Source organism: Streptomyces albicerus (genome assembly GCF_008905045.1).
Lineage (GTDB): Bacteria > Actinomycetota > Actinomycetes > Streptomycetales > Streptomycetaceae > Streptomyces > Streptomyces albicerus.
This window is the reverse complement of the sequence record NZ_VWMY01000051.1, coordinates 46,414-70,386: the sequence shown is the minus strand read 5'-3', so window position 1 is coordinate 70,386 and position 23,973 is coordinate 46,414. Positions and strand designations below refer to the sequence as shown.

Sequence of the window (23,973 nt, the reverse complement as noted above, 5' to 3'; positions counted from 1 at the left end):
GGTTCATCCCCCCAGATTGAGCGTGAGTTTGGTGACGGCGAACGCCTCGGCGTAGTGCGCGTGGCTTTCGATGCCGCGGATTCGTGCAAGGCCGAGGAAGGCCTCCCGGTCGTACCAGGGCCGGTGCCGCTGCGAGGGGTAGTGCTCCTGCAGCAGCCGCACCTTCTGTTCGGCGATCTCCGGCGACAGCGGCTGGTACGCCGCCGGACGGCCGAGATCGCCGTCCCACTTGACGATCTCGTAGCCGAGCACGAGGTGGTCCCGGAATGCGGTGGGTATCAGCTTCGCCAGGCCGCGGTGATCCTGGTGCGCGTCATCGGTGCGCGGGGCCAGCACGAGATCCGGCTCGGTCTGCCCGCGCAGCTCCTCGATTGCGGCCTTGGCTTCTTCCCAGTGCGCGGGCAGTCGGCCGTCCGGCAGCTTGAGCACGGTCAGCCGCAGGTCGGCGCCCGGACAGAAGGCGGCGAGCGCGGCCTGCTCCTCCTGCTCGCGCTCGCTGCCACCGCCGGAGAGCACCAGTGCGTCGACGCGGATACCCGGGTGCGCGAGGCACAGCGTCAGCAGCGTGCCGCCGGCGCCGATGGCGATGTCGTCGCAGTGCGCGCCCACCGCGACGATACGGTCCAAACGCCCGGCGCTGAGCTGGATCATGCGGTCCCCACTCCGGTGCTCGCCCCCGCGCCGTCCCGTTCCCATACGGCCCACGGGCGGTCGCCCCGGGCGTAGGCGTCGTCGAGCGCGGCCCGCTCCTTCACGGTGTCGGTCGGCTTCCAGAAGCCCCGGTGCTGGTGCGCCACCAACCGGCCGCCCTTGGCGAGTTGGGCGCATCCGTCGGCGACCAGGTCCCCGTTCTCCGGGATGTGGTCGAAGACCTCCTGGCGGAGCACGAAGTAGCCGCCGTTCTCCCACAGCGGCAGTTCGCTCACCGCGGTGATGCCCCCCACCAGGCCGTCCTCGCCCAACTCCACGCAGTGGAACGACGATTGCGGCGGCACCACCATCATCGACGCACCGGCGTCGCGCCGGGCGAACCGGTCGATCATCTCCGGCAGCGGGGCGTCGGTGAGCACGTCGGCGTAGTTGGCGAGGAACATCTCGTCGCCGTCCAGGTGATGCCGCACCCGGCGCAGCCGCTCCCCGATCGGTGACTCGATGCCGGTCTGCGCGAACGTGATGGTCCAGTCGGCGATGTCGGTGGACAGCAGCTCGGTCCGCCCGCCCCGCAGCACGAAGTCGTTGGACACCGTCTCCTCGTAGTTGAGGAAGAAGTCCTTGATGTGGTGAGCCCCGTACCCGAGACACAGGATGAACTCCGTGTGCCCGTAGTACGCGTAGTAGCGCATGACGTGCCAGATCAGCGGCCGCGGACCGACCATCGCCATCGGCTTGGGCATGTCGTCGGAGGCTCCGCTGCGCATACGCAGCCCATAACCGCCGCAGAACAGAACGACCTTCATGGCTTGACCTCGACAATGCTCAGTTCCGGTATGGGAAAGACCAGCCGGCCGCCCCAGTCGTGCACGAAGGACAGCTGCTCGACCAGCTCGGCCCGCAGGTTCCACGGGAGGATGAGGACGTAGTCCGGTCTGTCGGCGGATATCTGCTCGGGCGACAGGATCGGGATGCGGGTGCCCGGGGTGAACCTGCCGTGCTTGTAGGGGTTGCGGTCGACCGTGTACGGGAGCAGGTCGGGCCGGATGCCGCAGTGGTTGAGCAGGGTGTTGCCCTTGCCCGGGGCGCCGTAGCCGACCACCGTCTCGCCGCGCTCGGCCGCCTCGATGAGGAACCGCAGCAGGTCCCGGCGCACCTTGGCCACTCGGGTGGAGAACTCGGTGTAGCCGGACAGCTCCTGTAGCCCGGCCGCCTTTTCCCGGTCCAGCACGTCGGCCACCCGCTGCGTCGGCTCGCCGGCCACCTCGGCCGGCCGGGCCCACAGCCGGATGGAGCCGCCGTGCGTGGGCAGCAGCTCGACGTCCACGAGCGTGAGCCCGCCGCTCGCAAGGGCCCGGGTCGCGGACGCGACCGTGTAGTACTGGAAATGCTCGTGGTAGATCGTGTCGTACTGGTTCTCCTCGATCAGGGTCAGCAGGTGCTGCACCTCGATGGAGACCCATCCGTCGTCGGCGACCAGGGCGCGCAGCCCCTGGGTGAACCCGACGACGTCGGGGATGTGCGCGTACACGTTGTTGGCCACGACCAGGTCCGCCGGGCCGTGCTCGGCGCGGACGCCCGCGCCGGTGTCCGGGTCCAGGAACTCCGTGAGCGTGGGCACGCCCGCCTCGCGCGCCGCGGCGCCGACGTTCACCGACGGCTCGATGCCGAGGCAGCGGATCCCCCGGTCCACCATGTGCCTCAGCAGGTATCCGTCGTTGCTCGCGACCTCGACCACGAAGGCGTCGGGGCCGAGCGCAAGGCGCTGTACGGCGTCGGCGACGAACGTGCGCGCGTGCTCCACCCAGGAGGTCGAGTAGGAGGAGAAGTACGCGTACTGCGTGAACGTCTCCTCCGGCGTGATCAGCGGAGGTATCTGCGCCAGCCAGCAGTCGGTGCAGACCCGCAGGTGCAGCGGGTACGCGGGCTCCGGTTGATCCAGTTGGTCCGCGGCGAGAAAGCTCTCACACGGTGGCGTCGCCCCGAGATCGACGACGCTCGCCATCGCTTCCGAGCCGCAGAGTCGGCATCGTGTCATCTACTGTCCCCATCCCCCCTGCTCGCGCGGGTGTCTCCGCCGCGAGCCAGTGCTGACCGACCCGCGATCGCGGTGCGGTACTCATCCACCAGGCGCTCAAGGCCGACGGCCGGGCTGAAACCCTGCTCGTAACGGCGCCGGGCCGCCTGGCCCATCTCCCGGTTGCGGGTCGGCTCGGCCGTGATCCGGCGTATGCAGGACGCGAGCGAGGCGGGCTCGCCCGGCCGGTGCAGCAGCCCGGTCACCCCGTCCTCGACGAGTTCGACGAAGGCGCCGTGGCCGGCGGCGACGGTCGGCACCCCCGCCGCCATCGCCTCCACGACCACCAGGCCGAACGCCTCCAGCCACGTCGAGGGAGCCACGACGGCGACCGACCGCGCGACGGCCTTCCGGCTCTCCGCCGTGTCATACAGGCCGACGTAGCGCACGTCGTCCCGGCCCGCCGCCCAGGCGGTCACCTCTTGCGCCAGTGGCCCCGCGCCGGCGATCACGAGCGGCACGCCCACACCGCCGCTCGCTGCGATCTCGTCCCACGCGGCCATGAGCAGCCGCACGCCCTTAACCTCCGCGAGACGGCCGAGATAGAGCAGATGCTCGCCGTCACCCGCTCGGCGGGCGCCCGGCTCTGGCACGAAGTTGTGCTTCACCGCCAGCCGCTCGGCCGGCATGCCGGCCCGCACCAGGACGTCGCGCTGCGCCGCGGAGAGGCAGAAGAACCGCTCCACGCCGGACCACCACCGCCGCCGGTTGACCGACAGGCTGACCGCGAGCGGCACCGTCGCCAGCCGGGAGTTCCGGTAGCAGCCGTGCCGGACGGCGGGCAGTGGCGCAGAGCCGACGCACTCGGTGCACGGCCGGCCGTCCCGCTGCAGCGTGCCGGGCGGGCAGACCTGGGTGTAGTTGTGCAGCGTGGCGACGGCGGGCACGCCGGCGTCGGCGCAGGCGGCAAGCACCGCCGGCGACAGAAGCGGGAAGACGTTGTGGACGTGCACCACGTCCGGGCGCTCGGCGCGAAGACGGGCGGCGAGCTCCGCGCGGACCGCCGGGTTCCACGGCACAAGCAGCGGCACCGCGGCCTTGCCGAGCAGGGACCGGTCGGCGATGTCGTCGCTGCGCCGCTCGAACACCTCGACCCGGTGGCCGGCCGCGCGCAGCAGTTCCACCTCCTGGTCGACGACCTTGTTCTCCCCGCTCGGCTGCGCCGAGGCGTAGCGGTTGTGCACCACGAGGACGTGCATGCTCAGGTCACCTCCGATCTTTGGGCCCAGCGCGGGAAGCGTCGTCGAGGGGCTTCGGGCGTCGATTCGGGCGTCGAGAGGGGAGCGGCCTCGGCAGGTGCCGCCAACAGCGAGGCGGCCAGGGCCAGATGCAGCAGATACGGCGAGGCGTCGCCAAGCCCGGCCTCGGTGTACGACGCGATCGCGCAGTAGCTGATCAGGAAGATCGCACAGGCCCTCGACAGCGACGGTGGCCGCAGCAACGCGACGCCGGCAAGCACGATGATGATTGCCGCCACCAAGGCGATGCCGATCAGACCCTGTTCGTGGTAAACGGCCAGCCAGCTGTTGTCGATCGGCAGCCCGCCGAACGACTTGTCGCCCAGGCCCATGCCGAACACCTTGTCCGCGGTCGTCCTGGGCGCTGCCAGCAGGGCCTCCCAGACCTTGGCCCGACCGGTGAGGTTGGAGAAGTTCTCCTGGCTCTGTCCGCGCAGGAACCACGCCTGGAGCGCGGAGCTGAACCCCACCGCGGCCACCGTGGCGCACAGCACCGTCCAGCTGAAGAACCGGCGGGCCGCGACGCTGGTCAGGATGAGCGAGCCGATCGCCAGCGCAAGGCCGATGATCAGGCCCAGCGTGGCCGTCCGGGTATGGGTCAACGCGAGCAGGACGAGTGACGGCACGATGACCACCGCCGCGCTGGCCCGGTCGGTCCGGCGGCCCAGAAGGAGCAGCATGGTGAGCCCGATGATCACCGCTGCGTACTGTCCGATCTGCGGCGGGGTGAGCGGCCACAACGCGCCGACCAGGCGTCCGCCGTAGATCTCGGGCAGGGCCGCGCCCGGTGAGATGACCAGGCCGGCGGCCACCGATCCGAGCACCGCGAAGTAGATCCGGATGTGGTGCCGGACGAACGCCAGGCCGCCATCCCACCAGCGGCTGAGCAGCCACAGCGTGCCGATGAACAGAGCCAGCCTGGTGCAGCGGAACAGCGCGCCGAACCCGGACTCCAGGTTCGCGCTGGCGATCACGCTCGGCACCAGCAGCAGGGTGAGCAGGAACAGGTAGGCACTCGCTCGGATGCGCAGCCGGAGATTGACCGCGAGCGCCAGCGCGAACGCGGCGACCAGCGCGCCCATGGTGGCCATCTGGATGAGGGAGCGGGGCAGCGGGACGATGGTCTTCGCCCCGGCGGAGCCGAGCGTGTTGAGGATCAGCAACCCCCAGACGATTCCGACGATCCTCGGTGTGCCGGCCGGGCGCGGTTCGGCGCCGGGCCGTGTGCCTGCCGTGTCCGGTCCGCCCGGCAGCCCCCCGCGCCGCAGGTCTGCGCCCATCTCAACCACCGGCCCGTGCCCGGAAGGTGCTGCCCGCGTCCTGCTGGTACGGCGTGCCCTGCCACTTCCCGAAGGTGAGTACCCGGCTCGGGTCGTAGGCGACGAATTTCCACGGTCCGAGGTAGACGTTGTCGTGCCAGCGGTTGTCCTGCTTGCGGGTGATCGCCTCGGCCACCCGCTCGCCCTTGTACGGCGACCAGTCCGGATAGGTGCCGTAGTTGGCAAGGACCGCCATGCGGTCGCACTTCGCCGTGCACTTGACGACGGACTTGTCCAGCACGAAGCGGTTGTCGTGGATGTCCACCCGCTGGGTCTTCCACCGGCAGTCGGCGTAGAGCGGTGGCTTGGCGATCGCCGGCTGCGCGCAGCGGTCTGAGTCCGGCACCAGCAAGGTGCAGTCACCGGACGAGGTGTTGGCCGGGCTGTTGCAGAACCGGTCGGCATTCTCCCACAGGGTGATCCCGGACCAGTTGTTCTCCAGCACGTTCCGGTAGACCTCGACCTTGTCGGTGCGTGCTTTGACCCGTGGTTCGCCGCCGGACTCGGACAGGTAGACGGTCGCGAACGGGAAGTTGTCGCCGCGGGCGGCTTCCCTGCGGCCCTCGACCCAGTTGTTCTGCCGGATCTTGTTGTTCCGGATGACCGCGTTGTAGCTGGTCTCGTAGATCAGCGCGGCACCGTCGTTGGCCTCGAGCACGTTGTTCTCGATGCGGAAGTCGTTGTTGTTCGTGTCCGCCCACAACCCTGTTCCGCGGTTGTCGTGCACCCAGTTGCCGCGTATGTCGGCGCCGTTGACGGCCCAGAACTTGATGCCTCCGGTGCAGCCACAGCCCTCCCGCCGCCGCTCCCAGTCGCCGGTGTTGTTGCCCACGATCTCGTTGCCCTCGACCACCAGGCCGCGGATGGAGTCACCGGCCTTGTACGCGTTCATGCCGTACTGCCCGTTGTCGCGCAGGCAGCTGGCGCGGACCTGCTGGCGGGCCCCGGCCATCAGCCCGGCGGCGGAGTTGTACTGGATCGTCGCGTGCTCGATCACCCACCCGTCGGCCGAGTCGTGGTTGACCACGCCCTCGTCGTGCGGTGCGACGAAACGCTGCACGGTCAGATAGCGGATCGTGACGTTGTCGGCACTGCCGCCGAACGCGTACTGGTTCTTCTTCCCGCCGTCGAGCACCGCGCCCGGCGCGCCGATGTAGCGGTTCCCCTCCTTGGGAAGGACCTGGGCGTAGCGGTCCGGGTCGAGCCTGTGCTTGCCCGGTCGAAGCCAGAACGTGGTGCTCGGGGGGCTGCTCTTGGTCTTCGCTGCCAAGTCACCGACCACCGCGGGATCGACCGTCACCGCGCCCGCCGGCGCCTTCGCCGGCCCGGCCGCGGGCTTGGCGCATACCCGGGCCACGGACGTGGACGACGGCGCGGGGGTCGGCTTTGCCCCGGCGTCCGACGTGCCGTCACAGCCGGTCGCCGCCAGCAGGGCCAGCGCCAGCGGTGCCGCCGCCGACGCCCAGTGCCGCCTCTTGATCCCCACGCGCCCCCCTATCCGCGAAACCTGAGTGCGGTGGTGAACTCCTCCGCGCCGACGGCGAAACCGGTGCCGACCAGCGTTGTGGTGGGTTCCTTGCGCCCGAAGCCGGGGGAGTACCAGCCCAGCGGCGGGTCGGTCTCACCGCGATGCGCCCGCCAGCTCAGCTGCCCGGGCAGGTCAAGCACCGCGGAGCGCCCCTCGCCCTCCCGGATCCAGGTGAGCACGGCCCGGTTCCCCACCAGGTCCGCGGCGATCGCCGGGCCGAGGTGGAACGCCAGGCGTACGTCCCGGCGCGGGCTGTGTTGGCCGCGGACCTCGTCCACGACCCTCAGCTCCTGGCTCGCGGCCGTCAGTTCCACCCGGCGGCGGTGCATGGAGCGCTGGTAACCGTCGTGCTCGGCACACCAGCGGGCCGTCCCCCCGTCGGAGGTACCGGATGTGTCCGCGGCCAGGACGCGGCTCGTGGCATGCCGCGTCCACAGGAACGGGCCGCCGGAGACGGACTGGTCACTGCCGTCCAGCTGCAGGGTGTTGTGGCCGAGGGTCGAGCGGAAGTACTGCCGCCACTGGGGCTGCCCGTGGTAGCAGTACGTCCCCGCGTCGGCGAGCACGTCGACCCCGTCGTGCCGGACCTCCACGGACAGCGCGTCCGCGTGGGCATGCGCGGCGATGGACAGGAAGCCGTGCGGACCACCGTCGCTGCGGCACCAGATCTCCTCCGGACCGCGCAGGATGGTCATGCCCGCGTCGGCGAAGTGGGCCGGTCGGCTTGCCGGGCGGGTCACGGCCGGTGCGGTTCCACTGTCCGAGTACGGCCGGATGAGCGCGGCCAGCAGCGGGGTGCGCACATCGGTGCCGGTCACCGCCGGCCACCAGGCGAGCCGGCCGAACACGGCGTCCCCGGTGGCCAGCAGCGAGGCCCAGCGGTCGGTGCCCGCGCCGTCCAGGACCAGACCGTGCCCGTCGTCCGCGTCCCCCTGGCGCGGTGGCCGTAGCCGGTTGTCCACGATGGCCGCGAGCGCGTCGGTCATCCGCAGCAGCACCAGCCGGATGGACGCGGGGACCGGCACGCTGGCGGCATCCGCCTCGGCCACCGCGGCCAGGCCGAGCTCCAGCACGAGTCCGTGATACTCGGTGGCCAGCTCGCGGTTGAGGCCGGAGGGGAAGGTGTTGCTTCGCAGGTGCCGCTCAAGGGATCGCAGCGCCTCGGCTCGCCAACGCGCCGAGGAGGGGAACCAGCCGAACGCGCAGGACGCTGCGAGCTGCCCGGCGGCCTCGGCGATGACGTGGTTGTTCGCCGAAGACCCCCGGCTGGGGAAGGCGGCCAGCCAGCGCTGGTGGTGCCAGATCTGGTTCAGCGCCACCGGGTTGCCCTCGAAAAGACCGGCCACGCCCGGCCAGCCGTCGAGCAGCCGGCGGATCCACACCCAGGAAAGCAGCCGGATGCCCAGCTCGATGCCGCTGATCCAGTGCACGCCGCGCAGCGGTGGGTTGGCCGCCCACCACGACCGCAGGTGCTCGGCCACGCGCTCGGCGTACCGCTCGTTCCCGGTGATCGCGTAAGCGGCGGCGAGCTGGGTGAGGTACTGATGCCGCGACAGCTCCCAGATCTGCTTGATGTCCCCGACCGCGTTCTCGTTCCGGTAGGGCACGTCGAAGGCGTAGCCCCACGGAGCCCGGCGCCCGGTCTTCGGGTCGCACCACCAGTCCGGGTCGGTCAGGTCGTCGCGGACCACCCCGAAGTACTCGGCGTGCCCGTACATCAGCCGGTCCGCCTCGGCGATGAGACGTTTCGCGGCGTCCGGTGGCACCGCGGCGATCGTCCCGGCGGGCAGTACCGCGGTGAACCGGGCGCCGGTCACCGTCGGGCAGTTGGGCCGCGCCGACCGCCACCGCCGCCTGCGCACCGCGTCGCCCACCCGGCCGCCGACCTCCCGCGGTCCCATCCGGGACAGCCGTCGCAGGTACCAGCCCGCGCTCATCGTCATCGCGCCCTCGCCAACGTCACCGGCGCGCCGCCCGCCAGGCCGGCCTGCACGGCGAGGGTGGCCGCCGTGGTGGCGACCAGCGACTCCAGCGGCACCGGCATCGGCCCGCCGGTCCGCACAGCCTTGATGAACGCGGCCAGTTCGGCGTTCTGGCCCTTGTCCCGGGCCTTGGGCAGCCGCGAACTGACCCACCGCTTGCGGCCGTAGACCGAGGCACGGACGAAGTCGTCGAGCCGCAGCACCTTGCCGTCCGCGACAAGGTCCAGTGTCTCCTTGGGGAAGCTGGGCGCGCCGGTGGTGACGTAGCTGATGGTGGCGGTGGACCCATCCGGGTAGCGCAGCACGACCTGCAGGTCCTCGTTGCCGGACGTGGCGGCCGCGTACACCGAGACCGGGTCGGCCGCGAGCAGCCAGCTCGCCGTGTCGATGAAGTGTCCGCCCTCGCCGGCGAACCGCGAGCCCTCGGTGCCCTGTTGGAGGTACCAGCTGCCATGCTGCAGCCGGCCCGCGTTGACCAGATAGCGGAGACTCGCCGGACCGGTCCGGGCGCCGAACCGCTTTCTGGCCTCCTGCAGCAGCGGCGCGAACCGGCGATTGAAGCCCACCTGCAGCCGGTCGTTGCCGGACTCCTCCACCGCCGCGAGCACGCCGGCCAGCTCGTCCTCGGTGAGAGCCAGGGGCTTCTCCACGAACACCGTCTTGCCGGCAAGGAGCGCTCTGCGGGTCAGTTCGGCGTGTGAGCTGTGCCGGGTGACCACGAACACCGCGTCGATGGACTTGTCGCCGAGCACGGCGTCGAGATCGGTGGTTGCCTCGGCGAAGCCGAACTTCCGCTGCGCGTTGGCCGCGGACAGCGCCGTCGTGGTGACGACGGTCGACAACTCGACGCCGTCGCGCTGTGCCAGGTGCGGCAGCAGCATCGACGTCGCGTAGTTTCCCGCGCCGACGAACGCGAGGCGCACCGGCGCCTTGGCGGCCCGGGCCGGCGTGGACACTCCGCCGCTGGGTCGCTTCACCGCGGGCACGGCCACCGCCGGGGCCCCCGCTTCCGCCGCTTCCGCTGTGTGTTCAACGGGGCCGGGGTACCGGAACAGCACAGCCACGGCCTTCAGGTCGCCGTCCTTCAGGCTCTGGTACGTCTCGACGGCGTCATCGAAGTCGGCGATGTGGGAGACCAAGGGCTCCACGTCGACGCTGCCGTGGGCGAGGAGATCGAGGAAGCACGCCAGGTTGCGGCGCTCGGTCCAACGCACGTAGCCGATCGGGTAGTCCCGTCCCTCCAGTTCGTACGACGGGTCGTAGCGCCCGGGGCCGTAACTGCGGGAGAACCGGACGTCGAGCTCCTTCTCGTAGTACGCGTTCCACGGCAGGTCCAGGCGGCACTTGCCGATGTCGACGACCCGGCCGCGGTCCCGGCAGAGCCGGGCGGCCAGCTCGACGGGCTGGTTGCTGCCGCCGCCGGCGGCCAGGTACACCTGGTCCACGCCGTGACCGCCGGTGAGCTCGGCGACGGTGGCTTCCACGGCCGCCGACGCGGGATCGCCGCAGGCCGCGGCGCCCAGCCGCTCGGCCAGCTCGCAGCGCACCGGGTCGGGGTCGACCCCGACGACGCGGACTCCCGAGGCGGTAAGGAGCTGCACCACCAGCTGCCCGATCAGCCCGAGGCCGATGACCAGTGCCACTTCGCCGAGCTGCGACTCGCCTTGGCGGACGCCCTGCATCGCGATCGACCCGACGGTGCCGAAGGCCGCGTGCCGCGGCGCGAGGCCGTCCGGCACCGGGGCGTAGAGGTTCTTCGGCACCCAGTTCAGCTCGGCGTGCAACGCGTGCTCGTTGCCGGCGCAGGCTACGAGGTCGCCGACCTTCACGTCGTCGATGCCGGCGCCGACCTGCTCGACCACCCCGCACAGCGAGTAGCCCAGCGGAGTGTAGGAGTCCAGCTTGCCCATCACCTTGCGGTAGGTGGCGGGCACCCCGTTGGTGGCCACGCTCTGCATGACCTTGGCCACCTGGTCCGGCCGGGAGCGGGCCTTGCCCAGCATCGACATACCGGCCTCGGACACCTTCATGAGCTCGGTTCCGGTCGATATCAGCGAGTAGGCGCTGCGGACCAGCACACCGCCCGGCTTGCACCCCGGCACCGGCACGTCGAGCACCGCCAGCTCGCCGCTCTTGTAGTTCTGCACAACCTGTTTCACCCGAACTCCTCTGATTCCTAAGCCGATAACCGAGTGCTCTGGCCGGACCCAGAGGTCGCGCCGCGATACCAGTACTCGAGGGTCAGCACATGCCACAGATGCTTGGAGAAGTCCCGCTGCCCGGCGGCGTCCTCGGCGACCATCCGCGCCAGCGCGTCGCGGCGCAGGAAACCGGAATTGACGAGCACGCCGTCGTTCACCACCTCGCGCACCAGCGGCGCCAGATCCCGGCTCATCCAGGCGCGCAGCGGGGCGCTGAACAGGCCCTTGGGCCGGTACACGATCTCCCGGGGCAGGATCGAGGACGCCGCCTCCTTGAGGACGGCCTTGCCCTGCCGTCCGACGATCTTGCGATCGCCGGGCACGGCGAACGCCGCCTTGACCACCTCGACGTCCACGTACGGCACCCGCACCTCGGTCGACGCGGCCATGCTCGACCGGTCCGTGTAGGCGAGGTTCAGGCCCGGCAGGAACATCCGGGCGTCGCCCAGGCACATGCGGTTGACGAAGTCGTCGAGGTCGTTGTCCTGGTAGATGTCCGCATGCTCGGTCAGCACGTCGTCGACCGTCCCGGCCAGGTCCGGATCGACCAGGGCGAGCAGCTCGTCCTGGTCGTACATGGTGTAGCTGCGCCGGAACGCGGTCTCCTCCGGCAGATCGGCGAAGGAGAGGAACCGCTTCGCGAAGCGCACCGACCGGTACCCCCGGCGGGCGGTGGCGACCGGCAGCCGGTCCACGGCCCTGGACAGGCCACGCCGCAGGGGCCGCGGGACGCGCTGGTAGCGCAGCGCGAGCAGGTTGGCCAGGTGCTTGCGGTACCCGGCGAACAGCTCGTCGGCCCCCATCCCCGAGAGCATCACCTTGACCCCGGCCTCCCGGGCGGCCTCGCAGATCAGGAACGTGTTGATCGCGGCGGGGTCGCCGATCGGCTCGTCCAGGTGGTACGTCATCTGCGGCAGCAGGTCGAGCACGTTCGGAGCGATTTCGATCTCATGCAGGTCGACGCCGAACCGCTCGGCCACTTGCCGGGCATAGCGAAGATCGTCCGGCATGGCCTCGAATCTGGCGTCCTCGGCGCGGAACCCGATCGTGTAAGCGGAGATCCCGGGTCGGTCGCGGGCCGCCAGCGCGGTCAGGTAGCTGGAGTCGAGGCCGCCGGAGAGAAAGGTCGCCACGGGCACGTCGGAGAGCAGATGGCGCCGAGTCGACTCCTCGACGATGGCACCTATGTCCGGCTGCTCGCCGGCCCGCGCCCGCTCCCGGCCCTCCGCGGCGACGTCCTTGAGGTGCCAGTACCGGCCGCGCTCCACCCGGCCGTCGGGCCGGAACCTCATCCAGCTCCCCGGCGGCAGCTTCTCCGCTTCGCGGAACGCGCACCGTGAGTCCGGCACCCAGTAGTACAGCAGCGAGGCCACCAGCGCCCCATGGTCCACCTCCAGCGACCCGCCGGTCGCGGCGGCGAGCGCCTTGAGCTCGGAGGCGAACACCAGGCCCCCGCCGCGCCGGAGCAGGAACAGCGGCTTGATGCCGAGCTGGTCGCGGGCGAGCACCAGTTCACCGGTTCGCTCGTCGAAGATCCCGAACGCGAACATGCCGCGCAGCCGGGGCAGGCAGTCCGTGCCCCAGCGCCGCCAGGCCTCGAGCAGCACCTCGGTGTCGGAGGTACCGCGGAAGCGCACCCCAGCGGCTGCCAGCTCGGCACGCAGCTCGGGCGCGTTGTACAGCTCGCCGTTGTACGTGAGCGCCAGGCCGTCCGAGACCATCGGCTGGGCGCCGGTCTCGGACAGGTCGATGATGGCCAGCCGGCGGTGCCCGAGTTGCACGTCGCCGTCACCGAAGGCGTGGCTGTACCGGCCCGCGCCGTCCGGACCGCGGTGGGCGAGGGTATCGGTGAGCCGGTCGGTCACGACCTTGCCGTCCGGCCATCGGTAAGTGCCTGCGATGCCACACATGTCCTACCGCGCCTCCTGGTCGTTGTCCGGGCCCTTTGCGGCCCACACCGGCAGCCGCTCCGTCCGCCGCCGGTCCGTCCCGTTCTGCCGGGCCAGCCGCTCGGTCTGGCCGCGCAGCGCGGTGTGCTGCCCGTCCCACAGCGTGCCGTCGGTCCGGTCACGGGGATCGGGGTCGATCAGCACCACACCGATCACCGGAATGCGCTGGTCCGCGAGCTGCCGCGCCACGGTGTGCAGCCATGCGGCGCTGCCGTGACCGGCACGCACGACGAGCACGGTCTGGGTGCCGAGGTACTGGAGGTCGGTCCACGCGGTGCCGGGCGCGACCGAGCCGACACCGATCCGGCGCTCCTGTGGCGACACCTCCGCGGCACGCTCGCCGCTGACCACGGCCGGGCCTCCTGGCTTCTGGCGGCGCTTGGCGAGCTGCGGGCCGGGCAGACCATCGATGATCACCACTGGCCCCTCCGCCGCCAGTGCCCCGGCGAGGTTCAGGGCGATCACGCTCGTGCTGCGCGCACAGCCCAGTTCCAGCAGCGACAGCGGTTCCGCGGAGCCGCGCACGGTGCGGGCCAGGGTCGTGGTGAGCCGTTCGCGTGCCGCCCGGGTCCGTCGGCGCTGCCACAGTCTGCCCGACCGGCGGGGCAGCTCCGCGATGACCGAGGCGCCCAGGTTCGCCGCGATCTGTCGGCGCAGCACGGGGCGGTCCGCCACCACCGCGCCGACCGCGGCCAGCGCGAGCCCGAGGACGAGCCCCAGTACGAGCCCGATAGCGGTGTTGGTGACGGCGGCCTTGGGCAGGGAGTGCTGGACCGCGCGCGGGGCGTCCACGATCTGTGTGCCGGCGAGGACCTTGGGCGTGCCGGTGCGCGCCTCCGCGGCGCGCTGGTCGAAATCGGCGATCCGCGAGTTGAGGGCGGCCCGGCGGGCGAAGAGCGACTCGATGCTCGCCGCATCCTGCGGGTCGCTCTCCGGCGACCGGTCTCCGATCTCCTCATTGACCTTGGTGAGCTCGTCCCGCATGCGGTCACGCTGGTCGAACAGCGCCTTGGCCTCGGCCTTCGCGGTCTCCTCCATCCTTTTCACATGGTCCGCGACGAACGCCTCGGCCAGCGCCTTGGCCCGGGCCACCGCCTCCGCGTCGCTGTCACCCGTCACAACGATCTGCAGCAGGTTGTTGGTCAGGCCGGTGCCCCGGTAGTCCCGCATGAAGTCCTCAGGTTTTTCCCGGGACTTGAGGGACTGCAGGGCCTTGTCGGCGATCCGCGTGGTCCCCAGTAGCTCGACATCGGTGCGGATCAGCGTTCCGGTGTCGTTCGCCTGGTCCTCCGCATGCACGACCAGCACCTTGGTCACCGCGGTCGGCGGCGGCGGCCGCAGGACCGCCACCGCCGCGCCGATCAGCAGTCCGAGGAGTGCCAGGGAGCACCAGAGGCGGCGGCGCCTGCGTACTGCCACCACCAGCGTCTGCAGGTCGAGCAGCGGAGTGGATGCCGACGACTCCGAAGTCGTGTCCGTCGTCATGCCGAACCTCCCGTTGCGTGGCCGTGGACCGCCAGTGCCGGAGTGGCTTCCTCCGGTGGACGGCCGGCAGTCCGCGCCGGACGGGCCGAGGCCGTACCGGCGACGACGACGCCGACGACCTCATGCCTGCCCTCCGCACACGCCTCGGCGATGCCGCCGAGCTCCTCCGCGGTCCATTGGCCCGCGCTGAGGACGACCAGAGCACCGGACTCGGTGCCGCGGTCCGGCACCAGCGGCCCGGACACCGAAACGTTCACCACCCGCAGCAGCGGATCACTCCCGGCCTCGGCGACGAGCTGCCCGGCGGCTTGGCGGGCGATGTCGTCGCCGTCCGGTACGACAACCAGCAACTGCCGGGGGGCCGGCAGCTGGTCCCGGAGGCGAGCGCACACCCGCCGGTAGCGGATCCGCCGGTCGGCCTCGTCGCCGGACCGCTGCAGGGTCGGTACGTCCCACCGGGTGTCGACGGCGAGCATCCGGCGGATCCGGGCCTGCGGGCCACGCACTTCCGGCCGGTGCTCGCCCAGTTCACCAGGAACGTCGACGGTGCCGAGGAGCGTCGAGCCCAGCGCCGCGGCGATCTCCCGTTCGGTGCGCAGCCGACGGTTCATCCGTGCGGCGGCGAGATGGCCGATGACCGAGAGCAGGAAGAACAGCAGCGCCCCGGCGACGATGAGCTGCATCCTCGTCGGCGGCGCCTCGCCGGCCGGCCGGGCCGCCGGCCCCATGACGACCATGCCGGCCTTGTTGGCCGACGGGTCGGACTCGGCCAGCGTCTTCATGGCCTCCTCCAGCGAGGTGCGCAGCCTCTCCAGCGAGGTGCGGGCCTGCACGCCCTCCACGGTCTTGCCCGGATCGGCCGCTTTGGCCAGGTCGGTGATGCGCCCGTTGGTCTTCTCCACCTCCTGCCGGAGCGTCTCGAGCCCCGTAGTCGCTTCGGAGTCGGTGCCGCCGCCTGCGATCCGGGCGGCGAATGTGACGAATTCCTTGGCCATCCGGTCGGCGAGCTGCTGCGCACGCTCCGGGGTTTCGGCCGTACCCGAGATCTTGACGATGTTCCCGTCGGCGGTCGTGGCGCTCACCTGGTCCCGCAGCTCGGTGCCGCTGACGCCGGGCCGGTCGAGAGCGGCGGCCGCGCGGTCGACCACCTTCGAACTGGTCGCGATGTCCACCTGGGTCAGCAGCTCGCGCTCCTCCCACTGCCCCGGCAGCAGCACCGATGCCGACGTCGTGTAGCGCGGCGGAAACAGCACCGAGGTGCCGTAGCCGACGAGCGCGCCCACCACGGTGAGGACGGCGAGAAGCCGCCAACGCCGACGGAGAATCCGCCCGATCGTGGCCAGGCGGATCGTGTCATCGCTCAACGGTGCTGCCTCTTCCCTGTCCTGACTTGGCCGCTCGCCGACACCGGAGTGTGGTCACGGCAGGCAGCGGCGTAGGCCGCGAGCAGCGACGCCTGCGAGTTCCGCCAGGAAAGCTGCCCGCCGATCCGCTCCTGGCCGATCTTGCCCATCCGGGCCCGCTTCTCCGGATCGTCGAGGAGCAGCGCGATGAGCCCCGCGAATTCGGCCTCGTCGTTGGCGGGCGCGTAGACGGCGGCGTCACCGGCGGAGACTCGCGCCTCCCGGAGATCGAACGAGACGATCGGCCGGCCCATCGCCATGTACTCCAGGACCTTGTTCATGGTCGACACGTCATTGAGCGGATTGCGCGGGTCGGGGGAGAGGCACACGTCCGCGGTGGACAGGTAGCGCACCAGGTCGGCGTCCGGAATGCGCCCGGTGAACTGCACCTGCTCGGAGAGCCCGAGCCGCCGGGACAGCTCCACCATTGCGTCGAAGGCGTCGCCGGAGCCGACGAACACCGCATGCCAGTCGGTCCGCCCGAACTCGTCGCGCAGCTTCGCGAGGGCGCGCAAGGCATAGTCGACGCCGTCCTGCGGGCCCATGACGCCGAGATAACACAGCAGATGAGGCTTGCCGCGCTTCAACTCCGGCTCGGGCGGCACCGGTTGGAACCGGTCGACCGCGGGTGCGCTGCGCACCACGAAAACGTCCTCAGGGCGCCGGCCGCCACGGCGCATCGCGACGTCACGGTAGCTCTCGTTCGTGGCGAGGACGACGTCCGCCGCCCGGTAGGTCCGCCGTTCCAGCGCGCACACGGCCCGGTAGAGCAGATCCTCGCCGCGGTCGAACCGGGAGAGGTACAGCTCGGGTACCAGGTCGTGCTGGTCGAAGACGAATCTCGCGCCGCGCCGCTTCAGCCACAGTGCCGGCAGGAACAGCAGGTCGGGCGGGTTGCAGGCGTGGACCACGTGGACTGGGCCGACCTTGCGGGCCAGCCGGACCGTGTGCCACAACGCCGATCCGTACTCCCGCAGGTAGCCGGCCGGTCCTCCGGTGGCCGCGCGCAACGGGTAGCGGTGGATCCGCACCCCGTCGATCTCCGCCTCCGGCTCCGTGTCCCGGTTTTCCCCCCGGGGGCAGATGACGTGCACCTTCCAGCCCGCGTCGCGCAGAGTCGTGCACTCCTGCCACACCCGCCGGTCGAACGGCACCGAAAGGTTCTCCACCAGGATCAGCGCGCGTCGGTTCGACCCGTCGCCGCTGATTGCGTTACCAAGCAAGGCCCATGTACCCCGGTTCGGTCCGGCGCGTCTCGGCGTCGGGAAGGTGGATGAGGTCGACGATCACCGGGCCGTCGCCATGGGGCAGCGCCGACAGCACGGCCGGATCTCTGGTCCCGACCAGGCACACGTCGGCGTGCTCGAGCACCTCGTCGACGGAGTCCGCGAGCAGCTGCGCGAGGTGCGGCAGCCGGGTCTCGATGTACTCGCGATTCGCGCCGATCAGCCGGGAGAGGCTCACGTTGGCGTCGTAGATCCGCAGGTCGTACCCCTTGCCGAAGAGTCTCTCCGCCAGCTCGACGAGCGGGCTCTCGCGGAGGTCGTCGGTGCCGGGTTTGAAGGACAACCCGAACAGGCCCACCCGGCGCTTGCCGGTGCGCTCGACCAGCTCGACCGCTCGCTGCAGATGGTCGGAGTTGGAGGGCAGCACGTGGGCGAGGATGGGCACCGAGATGTCGGCCCGCTGCGCCGCGTGGACCAGGCTGCGCAGGTCCTTGGGCAGGCAGGAGCCACCGAAGGCGAAGCCGGGCCGCAGGTAGGCGGGGCTGATGTTCAGCTTGCGGTCGGCCAGGAACACGTCCATCACCTGGTGCGAGTCCACCCCGAGCGCCTGGCACACCGCGCCCAGCTCGTTCGCGAAGCCGATCTTGAGGCCGTGGAACGCGTTGTCCGCGTATTTGATCGCCTCGGCCGTCGGGACCGGCACCCGGAACACCTCTCCGGGCAAGCCGTCGTACAGCGCCATCACCGCATCGCCGCTTGCCGGGTCGAGCTCGCCGATGACGGTCTTGGGCGGGTCGAAGAAGTCCCGCACGCTCGTGCCTTCGCGCAGGAACTCCGGGTTGACCGCGACCCCGATGTCCACCCCGGCCGTGCCGCCGACGTACTTCTCCAGGATCGGTACCAGCAGGTTCAGGCAGGTGCCCGGGAGCATGGTGCTGCGGAACACGACGGTGTGCCGCCCACCCCGGTCGGCCAGCGCGGCGCCGATCTGCTCGGCGACCCGCTCCAAGTACGTGGTGCACAGGCTGCCGTTGGGCTCCGACGGCGTGCCCACGCAGACCAGCGACACCTCGCTGTCCATGATCGCCTCGCGGACGTCGTCGGTAGCGCGTAGCGCTCCGGTCCGCACGACCTCGGCGATGAGCTCGCCGATCCGCTCCTCGACTACCGGGGCCTTGCCGGCGTTGACGAGGTCGACCTTCACCTGGTTCACGTCCACCCCGATGACCTCGTGCCCCATGCTGGCCAGGCACGCGGCCGACACGCAGCCCACGTAGCCGAGCCCGAAAACGCTGACTCTCATGACCCGTTCCTCCCCCCAGGCAGGCCCTTGTGGCCTGCGGTCCGCGCGTCGGCCGGGCGACGGCTCCCGCGCATCAGTAGGCGCCCTGCCCATGGAGCACCGCACGCAGCGTCTTCCACAAGATCACTGTGTCCAGGGCGAGCGACCAGTCCTCCACGTACCGCAGGTCAAGGCGGACCGCTTCCTCCCACGGCAGGTCGCTGCGTCCGCTTATCTGCCACAGGCCGGTGAGTCCGGGCTTGACAAGCAGCCGCCGCCGGATGTCCGGGCCGTACGCAGCGGTCTCCTCCGGTAGCGGAGGCCGCGGACCGACGAGCGACATCGATCCGGTGAGCACGTTGAGAAGCTGCGGGAGTTCGTCGATCGAGTACCGGCGCAGTACTGCTCCCACCCGGGTCACCCGCGGATCCCGGCGGAGCTTGAACAGCAGGCCTGCGCCCTCGTTGCAGTCGGCTAGCGCGGCACGTACCCCGTGAGCCCCGGCGACCATGGTGCGGAACTTGAGAATGGTGAACTCGCGGCCGTCCTTGCCGACTCTGCGCTGGCGGTAGAACACCCCGCCCCGACTGTCCACCAGCACGAGCAGCCCGACGAGCACCATCAGCGGCGCGAACAGCATCAGCAGGATCGCCGCGCCCATCCGATCGACGACCCCTTTGATCGCCCGGCGCCCCCCGGTGAAGGTCGGCATGCTGACCCGCAACAGCGGGATCCCGAGTACCGCGTCGACGTGCAGCCGCGGGCCGGCCACCTCCATCAGCACGGGGGCCACGACCATCTCGGCGTCGCTGCCTTCGAGGTTCCAGGCCAGCCGCTGCAGTCGGTCCGGTGACCAGTGCGGGTCCGGTGTGACCGCGACGACACGGTAGCCGTCGTGGCGAACGTGCTTGGCGACGTCGGCCAGTTGACCGACGACCGGCACTCCGTCCAGGTGGTCACCGTCGAGCCCGAGACCGTCCGTCGTGCACACCCCGTCCACCCGCCAGCCGAGGTGCGGCAACTTTCGGGTTCGGCTGATCAGGTCGCGCACGGTGTCCGGGCTCCCGGCAGCGAGCACCGGTCTCAGGCACTGTCCTTCCTTCCGCTGTTTGTGCAGCCGCAAGCGGAGCAGATACCGCGCGGTCATGGTGACGAGCGCGATCGCGGGGATCGCGACGAAGATCCAGAGCTTGATGTTGCGCGAGGTGAGGGCGATCCCGCCGAGCGCCAGTACGACGGTCGCCGTGAAAAGCGAGCGTCCGAGCCGGCGGAATTCCTCGGCGCCCTGGCCGAGCACGGCCGGAGACCACGACCGGCTCACCGCAAGCGCTCCCAGCACCAGCAGCTCGGTGCCGAATGCGAGAATTCCCCACTTCTCGTGCCAGTTGGCCGCGTCCCGGGCCCCGAAGAAGTTGCCGATCGCCGCCACCACGAAGGCGGTGGCCACGGTATCGCTGGTGATCACGGTACGGCGGTACCGCTGCTCCCAATCGATTACAGGCCGGCTGATTGCCCCGTTCGTCAGATTCCCGCGCGCCGACGAAAAAGGGTCGACTATTCCCCCCTGCCGCACAGAACCCCCCGGTTCCCAGTGGTACGACGTGATCGCCTAACACTGTTCCTCCCCCGGGAGGCCCCACCCCCCCGCACCTTCCTTCCCTCCCCGCAAGAGGCACCCGCCCCTCCGCGCACGACATCACGGCTCTTTGAGCGATACTTGAACAACTCACCCTGGCGGCAGTGGACTCGTACGTCCTGCCAGACTCTCAAGGTGTGCGGGAACCCGTCGAAACCTCGGGTGCTCCCCGCACCCGAAGCCCTCTCGCGGGCTCACAAGAATTGATCATCCCCACGCGTGGCGTGGAGGACGCGACTGCTGGCCTTTTGTAGTGCCGGACCTATAGATCATTACTGGTCGCCTCGTGTCCGATCAGCTGAAGCACGGTCAATCTAGACCATCGGGGCCGGTCTGTAGAGGGGGTGTGTGTAATTTGTGGTCAATCTATGAGGCTGGATCCACCTACCGGTGACCGCCTACAGGTCACTGACGCCACCGCGCACTCCAGCAGCTCGCCCGACGGCCCCGGGCGCTGCCTCTATGCGGTAGTGGCGGTAGTGATCGACGAGCTGTAGCGGGCCTTCTGCGGTGCCCGGTTCGACAACAACTTCCCGCTGTTCGTGCGCCACGGCATGCCCCTGTGGGTCCCCCCGAGGTGGGCTGGGCGATCGACTCCCGCTACCTGTCGTCCTTCGCGTCGAATGGGAGTGAGCAGCTACGTTCGACGGGTGCACAAGATTCTGTAAGACCTCTTCGGTCGTCTTGCTTACCGGTCTCGATGCGCGCCCTGCCGCTCGCGCGATCTGTACTTGTGAATTCCGGGAGCTGCGTGGCGGGGACAGGGCGCACACAAGGTCGCGCGCCTGCCCAATTGGGCATGAGTGGTCGAATCCCGGCGTCGGCTCCGTAGGAGTCGCGGTAGATCGAGGATCCCGATTGGAGGGCGCATCTTGAACGTGCCCAGGGCCTGAGGAAATTGCCGGCAGATTGTCCGAAACGGCGCCGAACCCCGGCCTTTTGGTGTCTGCGCACCGCATGGAGTAGCGGGGATGGCAGCACGGCATCGTCCGGACGGGGCCTTCGCAGGTTGGCGCGTTCGCAGCTTTCTCGCGCCGTTCGCTCCACCGGGGGCCGCGCCGGTACTTGCCGGCGCCGTGTCAGTGCCGGCATCCACAACGGCTCCCGTCCGTCTGGTTGGTTGCCCAATGGGGCTGCCCGGAGGTGCGAATGATCGAGGGCCGGCTGCTGATCGCCATCGTCGTGATCGCTACCACCTGCCCTCGAGCAGGTCATTGCGTGCCGTTGTTCGGCCTGCCGTGCCGCATCGGTGAGATGAAATCCGTGGGACCGGCCCCGGCCATGGTGTCGTAAGCGGTGGGTCTGTTTGCCGGACTGCTCCAAGTGGCGGGGTCGGTATCCCGACTCGACCGAACCGTTGAGGCGCATGCCGCCGAGCCTGGCTTCTGTCATCACGCGGCTGAAGACAAGACGCCGACCGGGCCGGAGTCCGACCACCCTTCCTGCTCGGTCCGGGCCGCCGGCCTTCCTCGCACACAGTGGCGGCGAGTGAGGGCAGTTGCTCGACATCAGCAGCCGTCTGGTGCTGGCCGGGCAGTGTGGCGGGTCGGCCGCTTTTGACCGTGTCGCGTCACTCGCAGTGCCCGTCCTCGCCGGGGCAAGTCCGAGAACGCCAGCTAGTTACGGGATGGCGCTCGCAGCGAAGGTTCGGCCGATGAGAGCCGGACAGGCGGGAAATGGTCTCTTCGATCACCCGCCTGCGGTGGACCGGACGTTGAACCGGACTCGATGACGTCGCGGGCGATCCGGACTCCAACGCGGCCGCCGTGCAACCGTCTTCAACAGATCCCGGCAGTCGTAGGCCGTGTCGGCGTGCAGGCCCCGGCCTGCGCAGGAGCGAAGGTGGCCCCGGCGCTGCACGCTCGGACTTGCTGAGCGCCGACCGGCGGGATTCAGCCGGTTCTGCGACGAAGACGTTCCCTCGAACGATTCGCACCGGCAGGTACATCTCGACGGCCCGTCGGCCAGAGCCGCCTCAGAGCGCAAGGCCCGCATACAGGCTCCGACTTGCCGGCTCTTGGCCGAAGCGGGGCGATGGAAAAGTCAGAGTTCGTTGCAGGTTCTTCTCGACGAGCGGAATGCGGTGGGTGAGGCGACGAGGCTGCCCGGCGGAGGCTGAGGGAACAGACTCCTTTACTCGGCTGAGTACGCTGGCCAGTGACCTCGAAGAACGACCCGTCGCACGCCGCTCAGACCTCACCTGACTGGGTGGCAAGGGGTCGCAGGTTCAAATCCTGTCGTCCCGACAGTGTGAAGGGTCTTCGCAGGTAAGCACCTGCGGGGGCCCTTTTCGTATGGGTCGTTTCCGATCTTCGAGGTTGAGCACGCCGCTCATCGACGCCTTTACTCGGAGGTTTGCGAGGATGCCGCTGCTGGACCTGGACAAGACCACTACGGGGCTGTCGAGGACGTGGTCGGGGTTCCTGCGGGACTGGGACCGCTCGCTGCGGTCGGGGAGCTATCCGGAGACCACCCGGCATGACGAGGAGACCACGAAGGTCCTCGGCACCTGCAAGGGCAGGGATTTCGTGCAGCTGCGGGACGAGGCAATCATCCGGCTGTACTGCAATACAGGGGCGTGGCTTTCCGAGGTTGGCAACCTGGCACTCGACGACATCGACCTGACCACGGAATCCGTCCACTGCCTCGGCAAGGGCAGCAAGGATCGCCGTGTGCGGTTCGGGCCGAAGACCGCGCGGGCCGTCAGCCGTTATCTGCGGGCCCGCGCCAAGCACAAGGCGGCCGACCTGCCGGATATGTGGCTGGCCGAGCGACGATGTGGTGCTGGCGACCACGCTAATCGGAACCGAGGCCTGGGGTGTGAACGGCTGCGCGTCTGGCGCGACGCCGGCGTCGACACCGTCCGCTTCTACCCCGTCGGCGGGACCCTCGATGCGCGACTCACCATGCTGGGCCGGGCCATCGAGCTGGTCCGTGGGATCGAGGACGAAGTGACGCGGTAGCGGCGCGAGGGCCGCGCCCCTGTGACGGAGTCGCCCGACGTCTGCGCGGGTCGTGGCGAGTCGAGGGACGGCCGTGCCACTGGTCGAGGCCTTGAGTCGGCCGCCCCGCAGGGACGTTGGCGGCGCTGACGCATGCTGCTCTCCAATTGTCCGCACTCGGTGCGGTGGGTTGCCTGCGGGCCCGGATGCGGGGGCTTGCCGGTCTCCGCTCTCCGGCCAGGGGACGTTCCGTCCCTGTCGGTTGGCGGGGCGTCTATCGATGCGGCGCGGCCGTCGAGACGGTGCTCACCCCGCAGAAGCAGGTCCCGCGACAGCGGTGAGCAGCACCATCCCGGAATGGCCGTAGTCCGGCAGGGTCGGGTCGGCGTCGATGCGCGTGACGGACAGTTGCCGGGTGAGCGGTGCGAACACCCCGGTGACGATGTCCGTGTTGACCGGGCAGCCTGGCCACTGTGACGCGCGGCCGATGCGATACGTGGGCATGTTCTCCATGAAGGCGGCGACCAGATGCCCGCCTGGTACGACGGAGCGGGTGAACAGTCGGCACAAGTCGGTGAACTCCGCGAAGTCCTCGGTGACGCCCTCGGCGACGAAGTGCATGGACGCAAGGTCGTAGGCGCCGGGAGCCAGCTCCCGGACGTCACCGTGGACGACGCGCACGCGCGACAGTGTATGCCGCAGAGTCGCGGGAACGTCCGGGTTGTGGTGTCGGCACAGGGCATGGAACGGCAGCCAGCTCGCCTCGGGCCCATGGTCGAGCTGCTGCTTCAGGTAGGCCACGTTCGCCGCCCCTGCCTCGACGGCGTCCATGTGGCGGCTGGCGGCGGCCGCGAGCATCAGCGGATAGAGGTTGGGTCCGGCGCCGAACTCCACGGCACGGCCGATGCTCCCCGGCGGGAACCGACGGTAGAACGCCGAGTGGTGCGCGATGACCGCCGCGTCACAGGGGTGCAGCTCGCGGTAGTTCTCGGCGAGATAATCGGCGACGGGCCAACTGTCCCAGTCCACGTCGTCGTTGAGGGTCACCATGCCG

At 70.1% G+C, this 23,973-nt stretch carries 15 protein-coding genes and 2 pseudogenes; 2 read left to right on the top strand and 15 right to left on the bottom strand.

Translation table 11 applies throughout. The annotated features are described in order from the left end of the window. Window positions 1-3 precede the first annotated feature (3 nt). The 14 genes from GAS53_RS37650 to GAS53_RS37585 form a co-directional block, all read right to left on the bottom strand. Window positions 4-651 carry a PIG-L deacetylase family protein gene (locus GAS53_RS37650; protein ID WP_151482263.1) on the bottom strand — a complete coding sequence of 216 codons (648 nt, stop codon included), beginning with the start codon at window positions 649-651 and terminating at the stop codon, window positions 4-6. Next, window positions 648-1,457, bottom strand: coding sequence for a glycosyltransferase family protein (locus tag GAS53_RS37645; RefSeq protein WP_151482262.1), 810 nt, complete (start codon window positions 1,455-1,457; stop codon window positions 648-650). Before GAS53_RS37645 ends, GAS53_RS37650 begins: the two co-directional genes overlap by 4 nt. Next, window positions 1,454-2,689 carry a class I SAM-dependent methyltransferase gene (locus tag GAS53_RS37640; RefSeq protein ID WP_151482261.1) on the bottom strand — a complete coding sequence of 412 codons (1,236 nt, stop codon included), beginning with the start codon at window positions 2,687-2,689 and terminating at the stop codon, window positions 1,454-1,456. The genes GAS53_RS37645 and GAS53_RS37640 overlap by 4 nt, the downstream gene beginning before the upstream one ends. Then, window positions 2,686-3,927, bottom strand: a complete 1,242-nt coding sequence (locus GAS53_RS37635) for a glycosyltransferase (RefSeq protein WP_151482260.1) — start codon at window positions 3,925-3,927, stop codon at window positions 2,686-2,688. Before GAS53_RS37635 ends, GAS53_RS37640 begins: the two co-directional genes overlap by 4 nt. A 2-nt stretch (window positions 3,928-3,929) precedes the next feature. Beyond that, a complete protein-coding gene (locus GAS53_RS37630) occupies window positions 3,930-5,246 on the bottom strand; it encodes an O-antigen ligase family protein (protein ID WP_151482259.1) in 1,317 nt (438 codons plus the stop codon). A 1-nt stretch (window position 5,247) separates the two neighbouring features. Next, window positions 5,248-6,771, bottom strand: coding sequence for a right-handed parallel beta-helix repeat-containing protein (locus tag GAS53_RS37625; protein WP_151482258.1), 1,524 nt, complete (start codon window positions 6,769-6,771; stop codon window positions 5,248-5,250). An 8-nt stretch (window positions 6,772-6,779) separates the two neighbouring features. Next, the gene (locus tag GAS53_RS37620; protein ID WP_151482257.1) at window positions 6,780-8,756 is read right to left on the bottom strand and encodes a heparinase II/III family protein; all 1,977 of its coding nucleotides are present in this window, start codon (window positions 8,754-8,756) and stop codon (window positions 6,780-6,782) included. Continuing rightward, complete coding sequence (locus tag GAS53_RS37615; RefSeq protein ID WP_151482256.1) at window positions 8,753-10,954, bottom strand: bi-domain-containing oxidoreductase; 2,202 nt, start codon at window positions 10,952-10,954, stop codon at window positions 8,753-8,755. The genes GAS53_RS37620 and GAS53_RS37615 overlap by 4 nt, the downstream gene beginning before the upstream one ends. A gap of 17 nt (window positions 10,955-10,971) precedes the next feature. After that, the gene (gene asnB, locus GAS53_RS37610; RefSeq protein WP_151482255.1) at window positions 10,972-12,906 is read right to left on the bottom strand and encodes an asparagine synthase (glutamine-hydrolyzing); all 1,935 of its coding nucleotides are present in this window, start codon (window positions 12,904-12,906) and stop codon (window positions 10,972-10,974) included. Window positions 12,907-12,909: 3 nt separating this feature from the next. Beyond that, window positions 12,910-14,430 (bottom strand): Wzz/FepE/Etk N-terminal domain-containing protein, encoded by a 1,521-nt coding sequence (locus GAS53_RS37605; protein ID WP_151482254.1) that lies wholly within the window; start codon window positions 14,428-14,430, stop codon window positions 12,910-12,912. Beyond that, on the bottom strand, window positions 14,427-15,794 hold the full coding sequence (locus GAS53_RS37600) for a Wzz/FepE/Etk N-terminal domain-containing protein (protein WP_151482253.1): 1,368 nt from the start codon (window positions 15,792-15,794) through the stop codon (window positions 14,427-14,429). The genes GAS53_RS37605 and GAS53_RS37600 overlap by 4 nt, the downstream gene beginning before the upstream one ends. After that, the gene (locus GAS53_RS37595) at window positions 15,791-17,056 is read right to left on the bottom strand and encodes a glycosyltransferase family 4 protein (RefSeq protein ID WP_151482252.1); all 1,266 of its coding nucleotides are present in this window, start codon (window positions 17,054-17,056) and stop codon (window positions 15,791-15,793) included. The genes GAS53_RS37600 and GAS53_RS37595 overlap by 4 nt, the downstream gene beginning before the upstream one ends. Further along, entirely contained in the window at window positions 17,046-18,362 is a 1,317-nt protein-coding gene (locus tag GAS53_RS37590) for a nucleotide sugar dehydrogenase (protein ID WP_151482251.1), read from the bottom strand. The genes GAS53_RS37595 and GAS53_RS37590 overlap by 11 nt, the downstream gene beginning before the upstream one ends. A 73-nt stretch (window positions 18,363-18,435) precedes the next feature. Beyond that, a complete protein-coding gene (locus GAS53_RS37585) occupies window positions 18,436-19,914 on the bottom strand; it encodes a sugar transferase (RefSeq protein ID WP_151482250.1) in 1,479 nt (492 codons plus the stop codon). 2,357 nt (window positions 19,915-22,271) lie between these two features. On the opposite strand from GAS53_RS37585, the pseudogene GAS53_RS58550 reads away from it, so the two are divergent. Both GAS53_RS58550 and GAS53_RS58545 read left to right on the top strand, forming a co-directional pair. After that, window positions 22,272-22,700: pseudogene (locus GAS53_RS58550) on the top strand (tyrosine-type recombinase/integrase); the annotation flags it as partial. Between the two features lie 37 nt (window positions 22,701-22,737). Continuing rightward, a pseudogene (locus GAS53_RS58545) lies at window positions 22,738-22,940 on the top strand (F420-dependent methylene-tetrahydromethanopterin reductase); the annotation flags it as partial. A 285-nt stretch (window positions 22,941-23,225) separates the two neighbouring features. Here GAS53_RS58545 and GAS53_RS37570 read toward each other — a convergent pair. Next, entirely contained in the window at window positions 23,226-23,969 is a 744-nt protein-coding gene (locus GAS53_RS37570; protein ID WP_151482249.1) for a class I SAM-dependent methyltransferase, read from the bottom strand. Between the last annotated feature and the right edge of the window lie 4 nt (window positions 23,970-23,973).